This window comes from Varibaculum timonense (assembly GCF_027694345.1).
Classification (GTDB): domain Bacteria; phylum Actinomycetota; class Actinomycetes; order Actinomycetales; family Actinomycetaceae; genus Varibaculum; species Varibaculum timonense_A.
Genome location: NZ_JAQEVU010000002.1, coordinates 185,523 through 202,043, shown reverse-complemented (window position 1 = coordinate 202,043; position 16,521 = coordinate 185,523). Strand labels below are relative to the sequence as shown.

At 51.2% G+C, this 16,521-nt stretch carries 16 protein-coding genes; 7 read left to right on the top strand and 9 right to left on the bottom strand.

The genetic code is table 11. From position 1 onward, the window contains the following. The first annotated feature begins 37 nt into the window (after window positions 1-37). Window positions 38-745, top strand: a complete 708-nt coding sequence (locus PG728_RS02450) for a potassium channel family protein (protein WP_270625583.1) — start codon at window positions 38-40, stop codon at window positions 743-745. A gap of 1 nt (window position 746) precedes the next feature. Next, window positions 747-1,448 carry a potassium channel family protein gene (locus PG728_RS02445; RefSeq protein WP_072509409.1) on the top strand — a complete coding sequence of 234 codons (702 nt, stop codon included), beginning with the start codon at window positions 747-749 and terminating at the stop codon, window positions 1,446-1,448. A gap of 16 nt (window positions 1,449-1,464) precedes the next feature. Here the strand turns inward: PG728_RS02445 and PG728_RS02440 are convergent, their stop codons facing one another. From PG728_RS02440 to PG728_RS02425, 4 genes are read right to left on the bottom strand one after another with little or no spacing between them, the layout of a single operon-like run. Then, window positions 1,465-2,214 (bottom strand): DUF3159 domain-containing protein, encoded by a 750-nt coding sequence (locus tag PG728_RS02440; RefSeq protein ID WP_270625581.1) that lies wholly within the window; start codon window positions 2,212-2,214, stop codon window positions 1,465-1,467. Continuing rightward, window positions 2,204-2,536, bottom strand: a complete 333-nt coding sequence (locus PG728_RS02435; RefSeq protein ID WP_270625580.1) for a single stranded DNA-binding domain-containing protein — start codon at window positions 2,534-2,536, stop codon at window positions 2,204-2,206. The genes PG728_RS02440 and PG728_RS02435 overlap by 11 nt, the downstream gene beginning before the upstream one ends. Continuing rightward, window positions 2,533-3,282, bottom strand: coding sequence for a DUF3710 domain-containing protein (locus PG728_RS02430; protein WP_270625579.1), 750 nt, complete (start codon window positions 3,280-3,282; stop codon window positions 2,533-2,535). Before PG728_RS02430 ends, PG728_RS02435 begins: the two co-directional genes overlap by 4 nt. A 9-nt stretch (window positions 3,283-3,291) precedes the next feature. Continuing rightward, window positions 3,292-3,594, bottom strand: a complete 303-nt coding sequence (locus PG728_RS02425) for a DUF4193 domain-containing protein (RefSeq protein WP_072509405.1) — start codon at window positions 3,592-3,594, stop codon at window positions 3,292-3,294. Window positions 3,595-3,762: 168 nt separating this feature from the next. Here PG728_RS02425 and sepH point away from each other — a divergent pair, with 168 nt between their 5' ends. Next, window positions 3,763-5,055, top strand: a complete 1,293-nt coding sequence (gene sepH / locus PG728_RS02420; RefSeq protein WP_270625577.1) for a septation protein SepH — start codon at window positions 3,763-3,765, stop codon at window positions 5,053-5,055. A 69-nt stretch (window positions 5,056-5,124) separates the two neighbouring features. Here the strand turns inward: sepH and PG728_RS02415 are convergent, their stop codons facing one another. Beyond that, complete coding sequence (locus PG728_RS02415) at window positions 5,125-6,264, bottom strand: alkaline phosphatase family protein (RefSeq protein ID WP_072509403.1); 1,140 nt, start codon at window positions 6,262-6,264, stop codon at window positions 5,125-5,127. A gap of 322 nt (window positions 6,265-6,586) precedes the next feature. Here PG728_RS02415 and PG728_RS02410 point away from each other — a divergent pair, with 322 nt between their 5' ends. Then, the gene (locus tag PG728_RS02410; protein ID WP_270625673.1) at window positions 6,587-8,956 is read left to right on the top strand and encodes a DNA gyrase/topoisomerase IV subunit A; all 2,370 of its coding nucleotides are present in this window, start codon (window positions 6,587-6,589) and stop codon (window positions 8,954-8,956) included. Window positions 8,957-9,025: 69 nt separating this feature from the next. Here the strand turns inward: PG728_RS02410 and PG728_RS02405 are convergent, their stop codons facing one another. From PG728_RS02405 to PG728_RS02395, 3 genes are read right to left on the bottom strand one after another with little or no spacing between them, the layout of a single operon-like run. Continuing rightward, window positions 9,026-10,015: a GNAT family N-acetyltransferase gene (locus PG728_RS02405; protein ID WP_270625576.1), complete on the bottom strand. Its 990-nt coding sequence runs from the start codon at window positions 10,013-10,015 to the stop codon at window positions 9,026-9,028. Beyond that, window positions 10,015-11,106, bottom strand: a complete 1,092-nt coding sequence (locus PG728_RS02400) for a GNAT family N-acetyltransferase (protein WP_270625574.1) — start codon at window positions 11,104-11,106, stop codon at window positions 10,015-10,017. Before PG728_RS02400 ends, PG728_RS02405 begins: the two co-directional genes overlap by 1 nt. Window positions 11,107-11,149: 43 nt before the next feature. Continuing rightward, a complete protein-coding gene (locus PG728_RS02395; RefSeq protein WP_270625573.1) occupies window positions 11,150-13,276 on the bottom strand; it encodes a DNA gyrase/topoisomerase IV subunit B in 2,127 nt (708 codons plus the stop codon). 303 nt (window positions 13,277-13,579) lie between these two features. Between PG728_RS02395 and PG728_RS02390 the strand changes: the two genes are divergently transcribed. The 3 genes from PG728_RS02390 to PG728_RS02380 all read left to right on the top strand — a co-directional run bounded on the left by PG728_RS02390 (window position 13,580) and on the right by PG728_RS02380 (window position 16,190). Next, window positions 13,580-13,768, top strand: coding sequence for a hypothetical protein (locus tag PG728_RS02390; protein WP_072509399.1), 189 nt, complete (start codon window positions 13,580-13,582; stop codon window positions 13,766-13,768). Between the two features lie 428 nt (window positions 13,769-14,196). Continuing rightward, window positions 14,197-14,694: a hypothetical protein gene (locus PG728_RS02385; RefSeq protein WP_072509398.1), complete on the top strand. Its 498-nt coding sequence runs from the start codon at window positions 14,197-14,199 to the stop codon at window positions 14,692-14,694. A gap of 347 nt (window positions 14,695-15,041) precedes the next feature. Next, window positions 15,042-16,190 (top strand): hypothetical protein, encoded by a 1,149-nt coding sequence (locus tag PG728_RS02380; RefSeq protein ID WP_270625571.1) that lies wholly within the window; start codon window positions 15,042-15,044, stop codon window positions 16,188-16,190. Between the two features lie 27 nt (window positions 16,191-16,217). On the opposite strand, the gene PG728_RS02375 is transcribed toward PG728_RS02380, so the two are convergent. Beyond that, window positions 16,218-16,493, bottom strand: coding sequence for a DUF7455 domain-containing protein (locus PG728_RS02375; RefSeq protein ID WP_333558161.1), 276 nt, complete (start codon window positions 16,491-16,493; stop codon window positions 16,218-16,220). Between the last annotated feature and the right edge of the window lie 28 nt (window positions 16,494-16,521).

Sequence of the window (16,521 nt, the reverse complement as noted above, 5' to 3'; positions counted from 1 at the left end):
TCCCACTATCTACAGAAATCTTACAGTTGCTAACCAGGTGGAAGCTGAAAATACTGGAAAAAAGGTTTACGCTACTTCCATGCACTTCGTTGTTTTAGGTTCGGGCAGAGTAGGAGCCCGGATTGCACAGACCCTGGACGAACAGGGGCACTCGGTAGCTATTATCGACTCCAACACCGAGGCTTTCCGTAAACTTCCCACCGATTTTTCGGGTCAAAAAGTTAGCGGAATCGGTTTCGATCGGGAAGTGCTAGAAAGAGCCAATATCGAGGAAGCCTACGCTTTTGCGGCTATCTCGAACGGGGACAACACCAATATTTTGGCGGCCCGTATTGCCCGTGAGACCTTTGGGATAGACCGCGTGGTTGCCCGGATTTACGATATTCGCCGCGCCGAGATTTATCGCAAACTTGGAATCAACACTACTTCTCCGGTGTCGTGGACAGCCTCGGAAATGTTGCGACAAATGCTGCCCGATGATTCCCAAGTTGTCTATTGCGACTCGGTTTACCAGGTGAAAATCCTGCGAGTTATCCCCAGTAACCACTGGCTAGGGCTTAGTTTGCAGCAAATCCAGAAACTACTAGATATTAAAATCGCCTATATAGGGCGAGACGGCGAAGCCTATTTCAACCTATCTACCCTGGTTGTTCAACAAGGTGACGAACTGATTTGTACCGTCCCCGCCGAAAGGGCAGCCGAAATCGAGCGGGCTTTCAAACGTCCCCCACAGCAGGAGGATTAAAATGCGGATTGTGATTGCCGGAGCCGGCTCTGTGGGACGTTCCATAGCTAGAGAACTGGTAGCTAACGGCTATGAAGTTACTATGTTGGACAACCATCCTTCCCGGATGGAGGTTGCCTCGATTCCGCAAGCGGATTGGGTTTTAGGGGACGCCTGCTCCCTGGATGCTCTCTCGAAAGCCGAAATCAGGCAAGCCGATGTAGTGGTGTGCGCTACCGGGAACGACAAAGTGAATCTGGTTGCCTGTCTGCTAGCTAAAACTGAGTTTGGGGTGCCGAAAACGGTGGCGCGGGTAAACAACCCGAAAAACGAGTGGCTTTTTGATGACGCCTGGGGCGTAGATGTTGCCGTCTCCACCCCGCGAGTTATGACTTCCCTGGTAGAGGAAGTGGTGTCGGTGGGGATTCCGGTACATTTGTTCCGTTTCCACACTTCCGACACGAATATGTATTCATTGACGGTTCCGGAAGATTCACCGCTAATCGGCAGTCCTCTATCTACCTTAGATTTACCTCCCTCGGTGGTGTTAGCAGCGGTTTTGCGGGATTCTCGTCCTCTGTCACCTCGCCCGGATACGCTACTGCAAGGTCTAGATGAGTTGTTGATTCTTTTCAGTTCCGAAACCGAAGCTGATTTAGAGCAGATTAGTACCCTATTTGCTCCCCCTCCCGAAGAAATCACCGACCCCGCACAAGAGGATTAGTTAGTTTCTAAGTTAGCTAATCGCTAGCCCGTAATTTAGCGGTTTCCTCGCGCAGTAGGGCCCAGTTAAAATAACCGACGAGGACGAATGCGGGCAGACCTAGAATAAGGCGGGCTACTCCCAGCGGAACCAACAAATTCGCGTAATACAGGGGTAGTTCTACCGCTAATCTCACCGTGAACAGTGCCACCCACATCCAGGTGCAAGTCCGGGCAAGGTTATAGAACCTACGGGAACTGGGTTTGCGCCAACTGCTCAGTTTTCCGCTTATCCCCGCAACTAGCCATCCAATAGCTGGTCGCCGACAAAGAATAGTGACGACTAATACCGCTGCGTAAACCCCGTTTATCCAAAAACCGAAAGCGAAAAAATTCTCGACTTGCCCGCTACGCCAGGCCCAAAACACACTGATTAAAGTACCGGCAAGACCGGCAAATACTTGCCTTAAGCTTTGACGGCGTAGCAGACGAATAGACGCAAAAATAAACGTGGCAGCCAGCGCTAAGATTACCGGCAGACGCAGGGAATGCACGAAAAGATAGACTGCTACCACCAAGAGGGTGGGCAGGGTGGCTTCTAAAGCTCCCCAAGGACCTCCGATTGCTGCACTCACCGAGAACTGATTAGCCCCCAGTTGCGCCCCAATTCCCCCTATCTGTCCCCTGAGCGGTTTTTCTGCAGTTTCCTTTCGTGAAGAGGACGAATCAAGGGGACAGTCCTCCTGCCCTCTAGATGGGTAGGAAGGTTCATTGACTTTATCGTTCATTGTCTACCATTGGGGATATTTGGAAACTGGGGTTTATTACGCATAACCCGTTAGCACGAGAAATCACCATTCCCTGTACGGCCAGCCGAATGCCCGGTTTGATTCCCGGAACATTTTTCCGACCAAGCCAAACCACTTCTATCGAACCGGTACCGTCAAACAAGGTGGCTGCAAAAGAGCCGGATGCGGCAGAGGCAGGGTAGGTAACTGACCGCAACACTCCATACAGGCAGGCCTGTTGGCGTTCGCGAACATCACTAACTTTAGAGGAGACCTCCCAGTCAGCGTTTTCCCGAGCGTTTTCCATTTCCCCCACACTCACTGTTGCTCTGCTTCCTCACCGGAATTTAACTGGTCAGCTACTTCCGGAGGGAGTTCAATTGGCAACAGTTCGCCGGGTACTTTGGCCTGGTCACCCCTTACTACTTCCATGCCGTGCAGGACTTCTAGGAGGCCTGCACGAGCATTTTCGTCCTCCGCCGCCTGTCCGCGCACAATCACCCGCAAAAACCAGCGCTCGCCCTCAATCCCCCACAGCAGCAGTGGGAATGCGCCCTCGCCGCTAGATTTTCCACCCGGGATTGGCCGAGCCAATATCGCTTCCCCGAAAGGACCGGGCAGCGGAAAAATCTGGTATTCCTGCGTTTTCAGCTGCTCGGCAAGCTCTTCACGAATCTCTTCCCAAAGACCCCCGGAGCGTTGCATCGCGAATGGAGAAAGCTGCATTTGGGCGGCAGCGGACACTATCTCTATCGCCAAGATATTGCCGTGCGCATCTTGCACCGGAAATACTTGCAATCCCGTAATTAGCGGAATTCTGAGAGCTCCCAAGTCTAGGAACTGGCTTCCTTTGGGAGATTCACCGTCAGAATAAGGACCTAAAGCCTGGGTAGCCTCCGGCGCTAAGTCGCCGGACGTTTCTAAGCTAGGAGCCCCTCCCTCAGCTGCGAGAGTTTCCGGCAACTGTTCCTCAGCTATCGTCTGATTGGCGCTGTCTATGGTAGCAGCGCCCTCAGTACCCTCAGTTTCCTGAGTGACCCGCTGGCGGCGAGAAGAAAAGAATCTCATCAGCACAGTTTATTCGGCGCAGTCACGGCAAACCGGTTTGCCATCTTCAGCCCCCGCCAGGCGGGAACGGTGCTGAACTAGGAAGCAGACCGAGCAGGTGAACTCGTCATCTTGTGCCGGAATAACCTGGACAGATAACTCTTCACCAGACAAATCCGCGCCGGGCAGCTCAAAATCTTCTGCCGCCGCATTTTCGTCCTCATCAACCTCAGAAGAACCAGAGGCTTCCGCGCGGCGAGCCTTCAGTTCTTCCAGGGAATCTTGTTCCTCTTCTTCTTCATTTTTACGGGGGGCGTCATAATCTGTTGCCATGGCTCTTCCCTTCTAAAAGCAGTATTTAAATCTAGAGTTAAGAAAACAATAGACGCGGGGATATTAACACTTCAAATCATAAAATGCTAGATACGACAGACACACCGCGTGTAATAGGCAATTTTTCCCGCATACATGGCAATCTCTAAGCAGGGGAATGGGAGGAACATGAAAGACCTAGAGCTGCTCGGGCTACACCCAGACGGGAACCAGCTAATTCTTAATGATGGTGACGGTGAGCGTTATGCCATTGCGATTACCCAACAGCTACGTGACGCGGTACGAGTCACGAGACCCAATTTAGAGGCGGTGCCCCAAAACCCACAAAAAGCGGTTTCACCTCGAAAAATCCAGTCTTTAATCCGGGCGGGAAGCACCATTAACGAAGTAGCAGCCAAGTTTGATATTCCCGAAGAAAAAGTTCGTCGCTACGCCACCGCGATTTTAGCCGAGCGTTCTCACGCGGCGAGCCTAGCTCGCTCCTGTCAGGTAGGTGGGGAATCAGATTCCCCACAGCTAGGAGAACTGGTGATTGATCGCCTAGCTGCCCGCGGGGTAGCTGCAGATTCTTTACGCTGGGACGCGGTACGGGACGGGAAAGGGCCTTGGGAAATTATTTTAACTTTCACCCAAGAAGCGAGAGAGCTGTCTGCACGCTGGCATATGGAAGCTGGTTCTTCTAGCGTTAATGCTATCGACCAGGAAGCAATTTGGCTCACTGAGACTTCCCGACCGGCATCGAAAGTTTCCAGTTTTGAAGAATTCTTCCCGGTTTCATCCCCCCAACCCGCTCCCCCTAGCGAACCTGACACCGGCACAGACGCCCTCTTAGATGCGCTTTCGGCCGCGCGAGGAAAACGAGACGCTTCCCCTAACCTCCCGATAGAGGACGAGGACGATTTTGAAGATGTTTCTATCGCAGAACCAACCGGGGCAGATGGTAGCGCCGACCCTAAAGAAGCCGCAGAAATAGTCTCCTTACATGGAATGCGACCCGGCAGCGGGCAAATCGACAAACAGAATCCTCAAACCGGAACAAACAGCTCCCGCAGTATTTTCAGCCCGCCAGATTCTTCGGAAGCAGCCCCAGAGCCACTAAAGGGGCAAGGCTCCCCTGCCTCTACCCCCAACCCTATAGACCGCCGTGAACAGGTATGGGATCGAGAAGAACCAACCTTTGTAGGCACGCTTTCCGAAACGGAAGCTTTGAACCTGGATTTGACCAGACGTAGCCCGGCAGGTTTATCCGGGGGCGAAAGCGGCACGCCCTCCCGCCCGGCTCCCCCTCCCCCCAGCCTCGGAGAGGTCGCGCCGGTTTTGCCCGGAATGGAAAATGTAGAGGAAAACGACAAAACTATCCTTGCCAGCACCGAAAAAAGCGCTAAAAGCAAACATCGGCGCTCTCATCGAAAGTCTATCCCCAGCTGGGACGACATAGTTTTTGGTACGAAACCACGTTAAAGACCGATTCGCTTTGTCAGGAAGCTCTGATTGCATAATCTTTTACCTAAGATGCTCAAGTAGGGCAAACTAGGCGATAATCAGGGGAATCTCCATTTCTTGTGGGGTGAGCGCCCCATGTACCCCCACCATTTGTAATACTGACGGATTATGGAAACGGGTATCTACAAATTGATAGTTTCCCTTGGCGAAAATAGTAAAGTCCCCAATCCGCTCCGGAAGCAAAATATCGCCATAAACGGGTCGATAGTCACTTACAACTTGACCGCGCTTGCCCACATATTCCTGCCACTTAGCGGTTACCGATGTTCTAGGGGCGCTGCGAGTATGATTGCCTTTGGTTTGAGCCTCTAGATATTCTTCTCTAAGGCGAATATGGAGGGCGCGTGGCTCCCCCGAAACTGCCTCCACCTGGGAAGCAAGTCCAGATTCCGCTATATCCACCGTGGTATCTGCACTAACATTTACCATGCCGTGATCTGCGGTGACCACTAGGGCAACATCACTGGGTAAGCAAGAATACAAATCGGACAAAAATCGGTCAATGCTCTCGAGTTCTTGAATCCATCTAGGATGTGACCACCCCAAATTATGTCCCCAATGATCTAATCCTGACCAGTACAAATAAACATAATCAACCCCTTGTTTAAACGCCTGAAGCGCATCGCTAGCCCGCTTTGAAAGCTCGGTCGAGACCTTAAAATCTGCGTCCCGCAAAGTAATTTCACTCAAAGTTGAGCCCACAAAATCGGGGGGAACTAACGCCCGCGATTGCAGCCCAGCTTCGGTGGCGTAAGTGAAAAAAGTAGGGTAATCACACCAAGATTGAGCGGGGCGCTTAAAGCCTTCAAAAGTAATCAGATTCAGGACACGCCCAGCGTCCTCGTCCCAACACTGATACCCCAACATACCGGTTTTTGCTGGTGAAAGCCCGGTATGCAAGCTGGTTAGCGCCGCCACGGTAGTTGAAGGTACACAGGTTTTTAACGCTTGCCCCAGCACCTCGGGAAGTTGAGAAAGATAGGGACGCATAAAGGGGATATGTCCGCGCCGAGCTGAAAGTAGCTGCTGCCCCATACCATCTATTACCACTAAACATAGGCGACGTTTACCCATCCCTAACAACTGTTTTAACGCAGGAGAATAGCAAGTTTCCTCTCGCCAGTTAAACGCCCCAAAAAGTCCGGGTAATATATCCCATATTCGCATTCCAACTGACTTTTCCTCACGGTGACCCATACCTCTTATGCTCTCATATCCGCGAGCCTAAGCTGACTACTAAGCAGTTTTTTGCTTTGATAGAACGGTGAGTGAAAAGTCGAATGATTCCCTTCAGCCTGACCTGTTTTCTGCAGCCATGTCTGGGAGCAGTTCTCTCGACCAATCCTCCCCTCAGCCAGAAAAACCGGCAGCGCCCGCAACCCCGGCGGTAACCAGCAAGCCCAAAAGCCAAACTAACAAAAAGCCCGGCGCGTCCTTTCTAACTGAAACCTCTGAGGAACACATCACTCATATTGACGTCTCCGAGGAAATGCGCACTTCTTTCCTGGAATACGCCTATTCAGTGATTTATGCGCGCGCCCTGCCAGATGCGCGGGACGGTCTAAAACCGGTGCAGCGGCGTATCGTCTATATGCTTAGCGAAATGGGTCTCTGGCCCAGTAAAGGGCACGTGAAGAGCTCGCGCGTAGTAGGTGAAGTCATGGGTAAACTCCACCCGCATGGCGATAGCGCTATCTATGATGCCCTGGTACGTCTGGCGCAAGACTTTAACCTGCGGATGCCGCTAGTGGATGGGCACGGAAACTTTGGCTCCTTAGATGATGGTCCGGCGGCGGCGCGCTATACGGAAGTTCGGATGGCTCCCGCTACGCAAGATATGGTGGGCAATCTCGACGAGGATGTCGTCGATTTTGTACCCAACTACGATAACCAGTTCCTGCAACCAGCGGTTTTGCCCGCAGCATTCCCGAATTTATTAGTTAATGGGGCTAACGGAATTGCGGTGGGGATGGCCACCTATATTCCTCCTCATAACTTGGGGGAAACCGTGGCAGGAGCGATTCATCTGCTAGAAAATCCCGATGCCTCCACCGAAGATTTGATGCGTTTTATTCCCGGCCCCGATTTGCCAGGCGGGGGCATTATTGTGGGGCTGGACGGGATTCGCCAAGCCTATGAAACCGGCAGGGGGATTTTCCGCACCCGCGCCAAGACCACTATTGAGCGGGTTAGCGCCCGAAAGATGGGAATAGTGGTGAGCGAACTACCCTATATGATTGGTCCGGAAAAAGTAATTGAAAAAATCAAAGATGGGGTACAAAAAGGCAGGATAAAAGGGATTTCGGCGGTCACTAACCTAACTGATCGCGAACACGATATGCGGTTGGTAATAGAGGTTAAATCCGGTTTTAACCCCGAGGCAGTGCGCGCTAGCCTATTCAAACACACCCCTATGGAGGATTCTTTCGGGGTAAATGCGGTGGCTCTGGTAGATGGACAACCGCGCACCCTGGGGCTAAAAGAAATGCTACAGGTGTTCTTAAATCACCGTATGGAAATCGTGATGCGTCGCTGCCAGTATCGCCTGCGTAAACGGCAAGAGCGCCTACATTTGGTACGCGGGTTGTTAATTGCCGTCCTCGACATTGATGATGTTATCCAGATTATTCGCGCCTCCGAGGACTCTGCCCAGGCAAAAACCCGTTTGATGGAGGCATTTGATTTAGATGAGGTGCAGTCGGAACATATTTTATCCCTGCAACTGCGCCGTTTAACTAAGTTTTCTCGCTTGGAACTAGAGGCGGAACGTGACCGCTTAACCACCGAAATCGCCGAGCTAGAAGCGCTTATTGCTTCGCGGGAGAAACGCCAGGAACTGGTGGCCAGCGAGCTGCGGGAAGTGGCAGAAAAACGCGCAGACCCCAGGCGTACGGTCTTACTAGCCGAAGAGGGCGCAGCGCAGCTAGAAGCAGAAAAAGATACCCCCTTAGAGATTCCCGATGAACCCGCCACGGTAGTGTTGGGAGCTGGGGGAATGGTGGCACGTTTCCCCGGTCATGAAGCTTTATCCAATGCTGAGGGACGCGAACCTTGGGACGCGATTATTTCCGCGGCAAAAACTACTGCCCGCGGTCAGGTGGGGGCAATTACTTCCCGCGGGATTTTATATAAGCTCGCGGCGCTGGAAGTTCCGGCATTGGTACGCTCGGCCACGGCGCCCTCTCTGCGGGGCACTCCCCCAATCTCTCGGCTACTGAGCCTAGAGGACGGCGAGGAAGTAGTAGGGTTGGTTCCCCTCGATGAGGACGGACCTACCTGGTGGGCTGCCACCAGTGGCGGCACTATTAAACGGATACGTCCCGAAGTGCTATCTACTCAGGATTCTTATTCGGTAATTGGTCTTGATGATGCCGATCAGGTGGTAGCTGCTGGTTTTGGGGGCGACGATGGTACTTTCGTACTGATTTCTTCGGCTGCGCAATTGCTGCGTACCCCAGCCAATAAAGTACGTCCTCAGGGACGCTCGGGTCAAGGTATTTCCGGGATGAAACTTTCCGAGGGCGATCAAGTAATCACCGCCGCTTTGGTTAGCGCCGATGCCCTAGAGTCTTCCCTGGTGGTAACGGTAGCGGGGATTGCTACTTCTACGCCTGGTAGCGGACAAACCAGCGCTAAAGTCACTGCCTTATTGCAGTATCCGCAAAAAGGACGCGCCGGACAAGGGGTACGCTGTCAGCGTTTCCTAAAGGGAGAGAGTCGCTTGTCGCTGGCAGCGGTTACCGCTACCCCGCCACGCGCCCTCACAAAAGATGGTTCCCCCGTACCTTTGCCAGAAGCAACTGAAAAACGAGACGCTTCCGGTAGCGCCTTAAAACGCCAAATCTATTACCTCGGGTAAATAGAAAGGCAATAATCACTGATGCCCTAACCTGAGTAGCAGGGAAAACAATCTCGGCAGGTTAAAGGGTTAAGAATCGCTAGTGGCGGCAGTATCAATTGCATATTGGGTTGAAGTTCCGACAGTCCTAAAACCAGCCTCTACAAAAAGCTTCCGGGTTAATGCATCAACGGTAGCCGGTAACAGCGCCCCCGCAGTGGCGAATCCGCGTTCCCTAAATGCTTGGAGTACGCCAGCGATTAAAGCCCGCAAAATCGCTGCATTTTCCCAGCCCGGTAGCAAACCCAGCAAATCAATATATCCTTGACGATTCCCAACCGCCGTCCAATCTTGGCGATAAACAGAAGAAAGCGCGAATCCTGCAATCTGGGAACGGTCAGTAGTTTTATCAAGTGCCACAAAAGAACAATCGGGAGTAAAAGCTGCTCGCCGGGTAGCCCAATCTTCAACACTATAGCCAGATTCAGGATTATTATCATTCAAAACCCGATTCAAAGCGTGACGCAGCATTTCATCAAGTTCCTCATCCCAGGGAACTACCTCGAAAGGGTAAGGAACTGGCGCTGGCTTAATCGGATTCGTCAAGTCCCGGCAGACATCCACGAAAGAATCGGTTTGCGTATAACCGGCATCTAGCAGCAAACTAGACAAATCGGGGGAAACGTCTTCTACATAGAAAAGGACACGACCGGGGCGAGAAGCATCTAAGAGGATACTTGCCTGGTCACGTTGCCAAGTAATCGCGGCTCTGCCCAAACCTTGACCGCGGTAGCGCGGATCTACTCCCCCATCACAAACCACTTCATTTACCAATAAACGCGGACGTACCTGTGCATAGGCAACCAGGTTATTATCTGCACCGAAAGCCCCAATCGTGCGCCATTTAGTAGGGGCTGAAAAGAATGCTTCTATCTCGCAGACAGCGGTGCGGAAAGGAGGGTTGTCAAAATCTTCAATTCGGCGAATCAGGTTACCCATTTCTGGCACGTTTTTAGGACCTAAACGACGCCAACAGTATTTATCTTCCCCTTCGGGCAGCTGCCATTCTTGCTGATCCATTACAGTTCCACCGTGTAAATCATGCGTGCTCCGGCAAGCTGAAAACCACAGGCAGCACACACCCGGGACAAATCACCAAGGGTTGGATAGTTATCTTCAGCGAACACCTGTTTATACCCTAAGCGCTGACAGGCGGTTAGAACCTGACTAAGCACCTGTTTTAGCACCGAAAAATCTGTGCCATGACTATCGGCATTTTGGCGGTCATCACCGAAAATATCGACCGCCACGGTCGGAATAATTTGTTCAGATGTACCCTCGCTGTCCAGGCAGCTACTTTGGCAAATATCGCGATAAACCACCAGGCAATAGGCAAGCACTCGCCCCGAATTCATTGATACAGCCGCAAATGACAAATCGGGAGCGAGATTACCTAAAACCCGACCCCACCAGCGAGAAGCATCTCCTTTATCGGCATACAGGCGGGCAGAGTTAGTTACGTGGAGAGCTTTGATTTCTTCCCACTGATCAGGCGAGAGACGGCGGGCAGAGACTATCCGTACATCTTTAGTAGGGAATTGTCCCGATAAATCAGCGAGAACGTCTGGAGCTAGATGGTGGGAAAAAACTTTAATCGTGCGTTGGGCTGAAAAACCGGCAGCCGCATAGAGCATCCGTCTGTCCCCGGCTCGTTCATCTACTACGTTACGGATTTGCGCGGGACGGTCATAGTCGCTTCCGTAATATCCCAGCATTAGTTCCCGGGCGCGCACATCTTGCCAAGCCAGCAGGGCTTTACCTATTCCGCGTCCTCGCCAATGCTCGGCAGTGACCGCGAATAAATCGGCGCGAGCGTAACTTTTTTCATCTGGCTGCAAGGTGACTGACCCAAAAGCCGCCAGGTTACCGCGCGAATCCAGACCAATCAGGCAGTCTTGCAGTTCCGGGTGGGTTAGAGCTCGGGTTAGGCGTGAGATTTCCCCCTCGGAAGTTGGGCGTGCCGGATTAGAGTTCTGTTCCGTCAAATGGATTAATTCCCGGATTCGCCAAGAATCGGTCTCACGCGAAGGACGCCAATATAACCCCAGGTGTGCGGGAGGTACTGGGGCTGAGGGGAGGCAACCTAACCTTTCGCGCAGACTTCGTGACATACCTCTATTCTATGTGGGGTGGACGAGCAAACTAAAAAAGCCTTTAAGCATCAATCTGTTCTGCCGCTAACTGGTCTGCTCCAGCCACGATGAACTCCCGCCGGGGAGCTACTGTGGAGCCCATGAGTAGTTCAAAAACATTTTCTGCCTCTGCCAGGGCTTCCTCGTCTGCGAAAGTTATTTGTCTCAAGGTTCGTTTTTCGCGCTGCATCGTGGTTTCCGCTAGCTGGGAAGCATCCATCTCACCCAGACCTTTATAGCGCTGGATGGGTTCTTTATATTTGCGTCCGCTTTTGGCGAGGGCGCGCAGCCGCTGATGCAGCTCGTCCTCGGAATAGGTGTAAATGATTTCTTTCTTTTTCCGCCCTTGAGCTGGCACTTCGATCCGGTGCAAGGGAGGGACTGCCGCATAGACTCTCCCGGCGGCAATCAGGGGGCGCATATAACGGAAGAATAGGGTGAGCAAGAGGGTGCGAATATGTGCGCCATCCACATCGGCATCGGTCATCATAATGACTTTGCCGTATCTGGCCGAGTCTAGGTCGAAACTGCGTCCCGAACCTGCTCCGATTACTTGAATAATCGCTGCACATTCCGCATTGGAAAGCATATCGGAGGTAGAGGCTTTTTGCGTATTGAGAATTTTTCCACGTATGGGCAGCAATGCTTGAAAATCGGAGGAGCGCGCCTGTTTCGCAGTTCCTAGCGCCGAGTCGCCCTCCACAATAAACAGTTCGCAATCTTCCACTTTATTAGAGCGACAATCCGCGAGTTTTGCGGGCAGAGAGGAAGTTTCCAGAGCATTTTTACGCCGGGAAATCTCTTTTTGATGCCGCGCGCTCACTCGCGCCCGCATCTCCCCCACTACCTTTTCCATCAGGGAAAATACTTGCTGTTTATCGTCGCGCTTTGAGGAAGTAAACTTCTTTTCCAGCCAGGAACTAACCGCACTTAAGACCGCCTGGCGCACCTGGGGAGTACCGAGGACTTCCTTGGTTTGCCCCTCGAACTGGGGTTCGGGTAGCCGCACGGTCACCACCGCAGTCAGCCCCGCCATCACGTCCTCTTTTTCGATTCGGATCTTGGCTTCTTTTTGGGTCAGTTTCAGGCGTTTCGATTTCTTATTTTTCTCAATCTGGCTACGAAGTACCCGCAACAGGGCGTTTTCAAATCCCATCACATGAGTGCCCCCCATGGGGGTGGCTACGATATTTACAAAGGAGCGCTCTACCGTGTCATAGCCGTTTCCCCAGCGCAGGGCAATATCAATATCGCAGGTGCGTTCTACTTCTACCGGGCGTAAATGCCCACTTTCTTGGTCTAACTGTTGCACAGTTTCGCTGTATTTACGCTGGTCACGAATACACCAGGTGTCTACAATCGCCTGATCGGGGGCAAGGAATTCGACAAAATCTTTGGTTCCCCCCTCGGCTTTGAAAGATTCTTCTAAGGGTTCTTCCGGGCGTTCATCTCGACAGTTAATAGTTAGTCCCGGCACTAAAAACGCGGTTTGTCGCGCCCTCTCTAACAGGTGTTCCCAGGAGAAACCGGTGGAGGCGCTTTTCGGGAAGATTTGGAAATCTGCCCAGAAACGTACCCGGGTTCCAGTCTTTTTCTTGGGGGTTTTCCCTACTATTTTCAGTTTAGATTCGTCGGTAAAGGCTTTGAACGGCGAGGTAGGCGTGCGGGATTTAGTGTCATCGAACTCTCCGGGTTCTCCGCGCAGGAAAGACATTTGATAGGTTTTCCCGTCCCTATCTACCTGCACATCTAGGCGAGCCGAGAGGGCGTTTACAACTGATGCCCCTACCCCGTGCAGACCGCCGGCTGCCCCATAAGAGCCGGTTCCGAACTTTCCGCCGGCATGTAGCTTGGTATAGACCACCTCTACCCCGGATAGTCCCACCCCCGGCACTTCATCTACCGGGATGCCGCGGCCATTGTCTGAAACCGAAACTGAATGATCATCGCCGATAGTCACGTCAATCTGCGTACAGTAGCCTTCCAGGGCTTCGTCTACCGAGTTGTCGATGATTTCCCAAAGGCAATGCATTAGCCCGCGGTGATCGGTGGAGCCGATATACATACCGGGACGCTTGCGAACTGCGTCCAGTCCTTCTAGTACCGACAGGTGCCGGGCGGTGTAATCCGATTTCGTATTGAGTGCCACCCCCCTAGTTTAAGGGTTGGCGCTTTTAGGATGGCGATTGGCTTTCCGAGGACGAGTGATTGTGAGACACTCCCTGCCGGATTCAGCGAGGTTGATTGCAATATTGGCACTATCAACAATCTGAAACCGAATTTTAGGTGTACGTTCATATTTGCGACCGGACGCAATAAAACGGATTTATGGAAGACATATGAATACTACCGAGATTTTAGCTATAAAACCTGCTGATACCAGATGAGAGGAATTATAATCGGGGATAATTCTTCTCTGAATCCAGCTCTGTACTTATGGTAAGGAATCCTGATGAAACGCATCAATGCTGTCCAACGGTTACCTCGGGTTTTATTTGGTATTACGCTAGCTAGCCTGGTAGCGCTTTCCTGGTTAGTTTTGCCGGTCTCTTCGGCTCAAGCAGCAACTAGATACCATTTTGATTGGTCATTGTCCGAAAATTTACATTTTAATAACACAAGCTACCAAGGTGAAAACTAGAACTCACCAAGAAATATAACACTGAGGATTCCCAGGAGATTTGCGAAGCACTGACAGCTGAGCGAAAACAGGAAATTAAAAATCTGCACCCCGAGGAGGACGGCTATAACTTACAACTGGATGGCTGCCACTTTGAGGGAAATCGGTTCTTCCTCAGACATAGCGGTTATTACGATGAAGAAACCCTAAAGCAATCCAGCTCCGATAAGTCTTTAAAACTAACCGGAGACGATACATTAGTCTTAACTATTGACAATCCGACCTGGGACTCTCACAACTTAGACACCTCGTTAGGGATTGCCCACTACACTTTTCCCAGGAAAATAAAAAGCGTTACCCCAGATATTGGGGAAATATCCGGAAACACCTGGATCTTAGAAAAACCTTTAACCGCTGACCAGAAAAAACAAATAAAAGATAACAAAGGAGTGGTTTTCACCGCTGCTCGCCATCCCTTAGAACCGGGAGTAAGTCTGGGATTCGCGATTCCGGCAGTGCTGTTTATTGTGGCATCAGTCGGGATACTCGTATTGGCGACTGCCCCCAAGAAGAAACTGCAGAATCCCGGAAACTATCTGCCTGGCTATGGCGGGTACTACCCGCAAGCAGCTATGCCTGGGTATTTCCCGCAAACCCCGTCGGGAGGCTATATGTCACCAAGCCCCTACTCGCCCTATAGCCCCCAACAGGTATATCCCGTCCCCAATGCAACCCAATCAGTATTCCCCTTAAATGGAGGCAACCCGCAAATGGGACAGCAATTCGGCGGTTTTACCTCCCCGCAAGCCCCCTCATTACCTCAAATCAATAATGGGCAGCCTTTGGGATACGCTTTCCCTAATACTCAACCGAGCTTCAACTCTGCCCCCGCCGAGGTCGAATCCGATTTCTCCCCTAGCGCACCCTCGTCTCAAGAACCTAGGTAGCTATGAACAACAATAATAGGCAAAAAAGAAAAAATAGCCGAAATAGGAAACCATAAAGCAGTTCCCTAATCCCGGGAGCTTAAAACTGGAAATAGACCAGATACTACCAACAGATACCGAGCATAATAGCACGATATCCTCATGCTAATAGCTTCCCCGTTTTGGTGGGTTACCTTAGCCCAATTACCTAGATAATTATTAAATCTGTTTTCCTAAAACTGCCGATACCGGGTTTTCCGGGCGTTAGTCTAACTTTTCAGAATAGCAGTTCCAGTCCCCACGAAACGAAAATATGAGTTAATAAAGGCAAATAAACTGCCGATAATAATTAGGGAAGAGGAATCGCTTTGAAACGCCTATCAATGATACTTCTTGGCACCGCATTAACTGTTTTTAGTTTACTTGTACCCGTCGCACCGGCGAACGCTGAAAGCGGCAATATCCATATCACCATAGATGAAGATCTAAGAGTAGAGGCATCTATTAGAATTGCTTTTCCTCTTGAAGATGGAATACCTTCGGCAAGTTTAACCTGTGGAATGGTGGCATCAAATAATTATCTTCCTGAAATACTCACAAGTCTTAGTGACTTCAAAATAGAAAGCTGTAGTCCAGTTGTTGTAGATTACCTCGAGATCGACGTATCTGGTCAGCTTAAAGAGGATTACCGCAGTGCTAGTGGCTGGTTAGTCACCGAAAACGAAATAATCTTGAACATTTCCCCTAGCATAGCTCAGACACTTTACGCAGCTGGTCTTGGCAGGGATAACAATAACGATAGCGATACTGGTCTCGATTACGATAGCGATAGCGATACTGAATCTGACCCCGATATGGACACTGCCACTAATGAAGGTACTGAAAGCGTCGGTGGGCTGCGAGTTACTTTCCCAGGAAATATTCAAACTGTAGAGTCAGCTGAATCAGCAGAATCCGAAGACTCGGAAGGATCCACTATTGGGGAGAGCTCAGGAGATACTTGGTCGGTAAACAGCGTTAATGAAATAGACAGAACGGTTACCATTACTGCTCAACGTAATCACCATAAGCCTCGTAGTTTTTTCGCACTTCTAGGAACTATCATCCTGATTGGGTTGATTGCTACTGCAGTTATCGTGGCGGTAGCAGCAGTGGTAGGCAAGCTAAAGAATAGACCGAGAAAATCCCGTCAATCTGCAGCTAACAACTACTATCCTTACCCCTATCCGTATCCGCCGAACAATCTGCAAAATCCAACCGGCGGGTGCTACCCCCCGAAAAAGCAAGGATATGGTTTCCCCACCCCAGGATTCCCAGTGTCGGAAGCCTTCCCCCAGCCACAACCCGCAACCGAACCCGATTCTAAAGTAAAGGCAACGCAAACTTCGGGTCTTGATTCTTCCCCTAGCGCGCCCTCGTCTCAAGAGCCTATGACCGGCATGAGTAGCGATAATAGCCAGGGATTAGAAAAAAACTCCAGTCAGCAAGAAGGTCAAGAAGAAAGACCGGGAAACTAAAGTCAGGAGAATACAGTTAGTCTGCCCCTAGCGGGTGCGAGATAGTGAGGTTAGCGGGGCGTTTTCGGCTTCCTCTAAATGCAGCTGCGCGATGTTATCAATAATTTCCGCTCCCGCCTGACGCAATGCGGGAACTAGAATATTTGCGTGATGAGCACAGAAAAACAGGTTGCCGCTGTTTAGACTGGCAAGTACCCAAGCCTGCGCTCCGCAGGTGTCGCAACGGTCAGCACTGGTAAAAACATAGTTCTTCTGGCTCATGTTTTCTATCTTTACTTGCGGGCGTGCTGAAGTCACGCTCACTTGCCTTGCTTTCGCGTCCGGCAAAAAT

What these genes read in the sequence shown, in the direction of transcription:
- PG728_RS02440 (WP_270625581.1), bottom strand. Translation starts at nt 2,214, where the DNA reads ATGAACGATAAAGTCAATGAACCTTCCTACCCATCTAGAGGGCAGGAG.
- sepH (WP_270625577.1), top strand. Translation starts at nt 3,763, where the DNA reads ATGAAAGACCTAGAGCTGCTCGGGCTACACCCAGACGGGAACCAGCTA.
- PG728_RS02415 (WP_072509403.1), bottom strand. Translation starts at nt 6,264, where the DNA reads ATGCGAATATGGGATATATTACCCGGACTTTTTGGGGCGTTTAACTGG.
- PG728_RS02445 (WP_072509409.1), top strand. Translation starts at nt 747, where the DNA reads ATGCGGATTGTGATTGCCGGAGCCGGCTCTGTGGGACGTTCCATAGCT.
- PG728_RS02430 (WP_270625579.1), bottom strand. Translation starts at nt 3,282, where the DNA reads ATGAGATTCTTTTCTTCTCGCCGCCAGCGGGTCACTCAGGAAACTGAG.
- PG728_RS02410 (WP_270625673.1), top strand. Translation starts at nt 6,587, where the DNA reads ATGCGCACTTCTTTCCTGGAATACGCCTATTCAGTGATTTATGCGCGC.
- PG728_RS02390 (WP_072509399.1), top strand. Translation starts at nt 13,580, where the DNA reads ATGAAACGCATCAATGCTGTCCAACGGTTACCTCGGGTTTTATTTGGT.
- PG728_RS02400 (WP_270625574.1), bottom strand. Translation starts at nt 11,106, where the DNA reads ATGTCACGAAGTCTGCGCGAAAGGTTAGGTTGCCTCCCCTCAGCCCCA.
- PG728_RS02425 (WP_072509405.1), bottom strand. Translation starts at nt 3,594, where the DNA reads ATGGCAACAGATTATGACGCCCCCCGTAAAAATGAAGAAGAAGAGGAA.
- PG728_RS02405 (WP_270625576.1), bottom strand. Translation starts at nt 10,015, where the DNA reads ATGGATCAGCAAGAATGGCAGCTGCCCGAAGGGGAAGATAAATACTGT.